This window comes from Vulcanococcus sp. DEBay_Sum22DG08_74, from assembly GCF_017852955.1.
In the GTDB taxonomy this organism is placed as follows: Bacteria; Cyanobacteriota; Cyanobacteriia; order PCC-6307; family Cyanobiaceae; genus Vulcanococcus.
In genome coordinates this window covers 1-3,046 of record NZ_JAFMKL010000154.1, presented here as the reverse complement: position 1 = coordinate 3,046, position 3,046 = coordinate 1, and the positions used below count along the sequence as shown (strand labels likewise).

Sequence of the window (3,046 nt, the reverse complement as noted above, 5' to 3'; positions counted from 1 at the left end):
AGCGACGCGGTCTTTGACGATGAAGTGCGCTTTGACGCGGCTTCCATTGCTCCGACGGTCACCTGGGGCATCACCCCGGGCCAAGGCATCGGGGTCGACGAGGCCGTGCCCACCCTGGAGCAGACCGAGCCCGATGAGCGGCCCCTGGCGGAAGAGGCCTACCGCTACATGGATTTGCAACCCGGCGCCCCGATCGCCGGTCTGCCGGTGGATGTCTGCTTCATCGGCAGCTGCACCAATGGCCGCTTGAGCGATCTTCAGGCCGCGGCAGCGGTGGCGAAGGGACGCCATGTGGCAGAAGGGATCAAGGCCTTTGTGGTCCCCGGCAGCGAGCAGGTGGCGGCCGCCGCTGAGGCTGAAGGTCTCGACAAGGTCTTTGAAGCGGCGGGCTTTGAGTGGCGCGAGCCGGGCTGCTCGATGTGTCTGGCGATGAACCCTGATCGTTTGGAAGGTCGCCAGATCAGCGCCAGCTCTAGCAACCGCAACTTCAAGGGACGTCAGGGCTCTGCCAGTGGCCGCACCCTGCTGATGAGCCCAGCGATGGTGGCCGCGGCAGCGATTCATGGCCGCGTCAGTGATGTGCGCGCGTTGCTCAACGCCTGATTGCTCGCGTTTTTCTTCTCAACCGATGGCTAGCTCCACTTCTTTCCCCTCCGGTTCAATCGGCCGCGTCTCTGGCACCAGCGTTGTGGTGCGCGGCGATGACATCGACACCGACCGGATCATTCCGGCCCGTTTCCTCAAGTGCGTCACCTTCGATGCCCTCGGGCCTGCGGCCTTCGCCGATGACCGCGCTGAGTTGGCCGGTGCCCATCCCTTTGATCGCCCGGAGCATCAAGAGGCCTCCGTGCTGCTGGTGAACCGCAATTTCGGCTGTGGCTCCAGCCGCGAGCATGCCCCGCAGGCCCTGATGCGCTGGGGTATTCGGGCCGTGGTCGGCGAGAGCTTCGCTGAGATCTTCTACGGGAACTGTTTGGCGCTGGGGATCCCCTGTCTCTCAGCCGACCACGACACCATGCTGGCCATTCAGGCCGTCGCTGAAGCCAATGCGGCCGCTTCGTTTGTCGTGGATGTGGAGTCCTTGACGCTCTCGTGCGGCGATCAGCGGTGGCAGCTGACCTTGGCGGCGGGTCCCAAGCAGATGCTGCTGAGCGGCCAGTGGGATGCCACGGGCCAGTTGCTGGCCAATGACGACGCACTCAAGGCCACGGCCCAGCGCCTTCCCTATCTGCGTCAGTTCCAAGCCGCCTGATTCGTGGCGGACAGTTGCTCCACTGTCTATGAATGAGATAGCGGCGTAGGGGCCATGGCGAGCAGCTGGCTTGGGGGCGGATCGACAGCCCTGGTGCTCGCATTGATCGGCTGCCCTGGCACCGGGCAATCCGCTCCCCTGAGCGTGGAGCCGTTTTCAGGGGCGCCGGCGCTGGTTGCTCCGGCTTGGTCTGACTGCCGAGGCTGTGATCTGCGCGGCGCGGACCTGAGTGGATTGATGCTGAACGGCATCGATCTGCGCGAAGCGGATCTGCGCGGGGCGGACCTCAGGGGCAGCAACTTGGAGGGGGCTGACCTCAGTGGCGCCAACTTGGAGGGTGCACGGCTGCAGGAGACCCGGCTGAGCAATGCGGATCTATCGAGAGCCAACTTGAGCAGCGCCGATTTGAGCGGAGCTGTGATGATTCAGGCCCTGACCCCTGGGCTGAAGCTCGATCAGGCCATCCTCGTCGGTGTTGATTTCACCGGCAGCCAGGTGATGGTCGGCGGTGAACTGCTGGATGGACCCAGCCCGTTGCCGGCGTTACCGCCTCAATAGAGGCCCTGGCGTTTCTTGGTGAAATCGGTCGGGGTATACGGCACGAATGGCAGACCAGTTCCGCGGTAGTTGAAGTCGTTCAGCTTCACGCGGACGCCACCGACCTGCTCGTAGGGGCTGTAGTAGATGGCGAATTCGTAGCCGCGGCGCTGCCAGATCAGCTCAGCGAAGGATCCGGTGATGTCGCCGTAGTAGCCCGAATTGCCATCGACGTTGAAGCCGATACCACCGCTGAAGAGCAATGGACCAAAGAGCTGTTGCTTCCAGCCGAAGGCCAGGGTGGCGAGGTCGACATTGCGATCAAAGCTGAAGGGGCTTTGACCTTGCTGGAGGCTGCCGCCGCCTGAGATGGAGATCTCGGTGAAGTCGAAGAAGTTTTTCTCAAGCCGGCCCAAGGTGAGCGTCGGACCGCCTGTCAGGGTGATGGTGTTTTGGCTTGTGCCATCGCCGTAGTAGTCGAGCCGGACGTTGGTGTTGGTGTTGAGCCGCAGTCCGGGCTCGATTGGACGGGGGGTGTTTTGGGTGGTCCTGGGGTTATTCCGATCCCCTGCTTTGCCGCGCCAGAGCTGCAAGCTGCTGTTCACCGCTCCATAGAAACTGCCCCTGGTGCTGTCGATCAGGTTCGAGGTGTCGAATTCGGTGCCTTGGAAGTTGCCGAAGGCTGCGCGCCAGTAATAGTTGTGGTTGATCTTTCCCCAGGGCTTCAGGTCGCCTTGGCGCTCAATCGAAGCGCCCAGTGCTGAGTAGACATCCTGTTGACCGAGCGATCCGTTGTAGGTCTTGTAGCGATAGGCCCCAAAGAGGCGGGTGGTGTAAGTGCCGCCTGGGACAAAGCCAATTTTGGGGATAAAGATCTGCCGTGAGAAATCGCCCCAGCTGCGGGTGCCGTTGGCCATGTTTTGGGGATTCAGCGTTGGCAGGCTGACGGTGAAGTCGCTGGTGGAGTAGCCAAAGACAGAACCTTCGAGCTTGATCAGGGCACCGAATAGGTCGCCGATCTGAGCGGGTTGGGAGCCGTTGGGTCCGCCGATTGGATCGCCAGGGAGCACAAAGCTATTGACCTGCCCGTTCAGGGCCCGCGCCACCATGAACTGTGGCTGCACTTTGAGCTTCAGGGGTTGCTCTTCAACACGGACACCGTTGGGTTTGGTGAAGGAGCGACCTTTGATTAGTTCAATTTCTTTGAGGTTGTAGCCGAAGTAGATGCCGCTGCGATCCACGCCGTCATCGGCAATG

At 62.0% G+C, this 3,046-nt stretch carries 4 protein-coding genes; 3 read left to right on the top strand and 1 reads right to left on the bottom strand.

Annotated features, from left to right (window positions below; all coding sequences use genetic code 11):
- The 3 genes from QZ184_RS11005 to QZ184_RS10995 form a co-directional block, all read left to right on the top strand.
- A partial coding sequence (locus QZ184_RS11005) for an aconitase family protein (protein WP_296419651.1) occupies positions 1-603 on the top strand: 603 nt, incomplete at its 5' end.
- 25 nt (positions 604-628) lie between these two features.
- A complete protein-coding gene (locus tag QZ184_RS11000) occupies positions 629-1,252 on the top strand; it encodes a 3-isopropylmalate dehydratase small subunit (protein WP_296419649.1) in 624 nt (207 codons plus the stop codon).
- 54 nt (positions 1,253-1,306) lie between these two features.
- Positions 1,307-1,810 (top strand): pentapeptide repeat-containing protein, encoded by a 504-nt coding sequence (locus QZ184_RS10995; RefSeq protein WP_296419647.1) that lies wholly within the window; start codon positions 1,307-1,309, stop codon positions 1,808-1,810.
- Here QZ184_RS10995 and QZ184_RS10990 read toward each other — a convergent pair.
- Positions 1,804-3,046, bottom strand: a 1,243-nt coding sequence (locus tag QZ184_RS10990; RefSeq protein WP_296419645.1) for a DUF3769 domain-containing protein, incomplete at its 5' end; no start/stop codon positions are given. The two genes, QZ184_RS10995 and QZ184_RS10990, sit on opposite strands and share 7 nt — an antisense overlap.

What these genes read in the sequence shown, in the direction of transcription:
- QZ184_RS11000 (WP_296419649.1), top strand. Translation starts at nt 629, where the DNA reads ATGGCTAGCTCCACTTCTTTCCCCTCCGGTTCAATCGGCCGCGTCTCT.
- QZ184_RS10995 (WP_296419647.1), top strand. Translation starts at nt 1,307, where the DNA reads ATGGCGAGCAGCTGGCTTGGGGGCGGATCGACAGCCCTGGTGCTCGCA.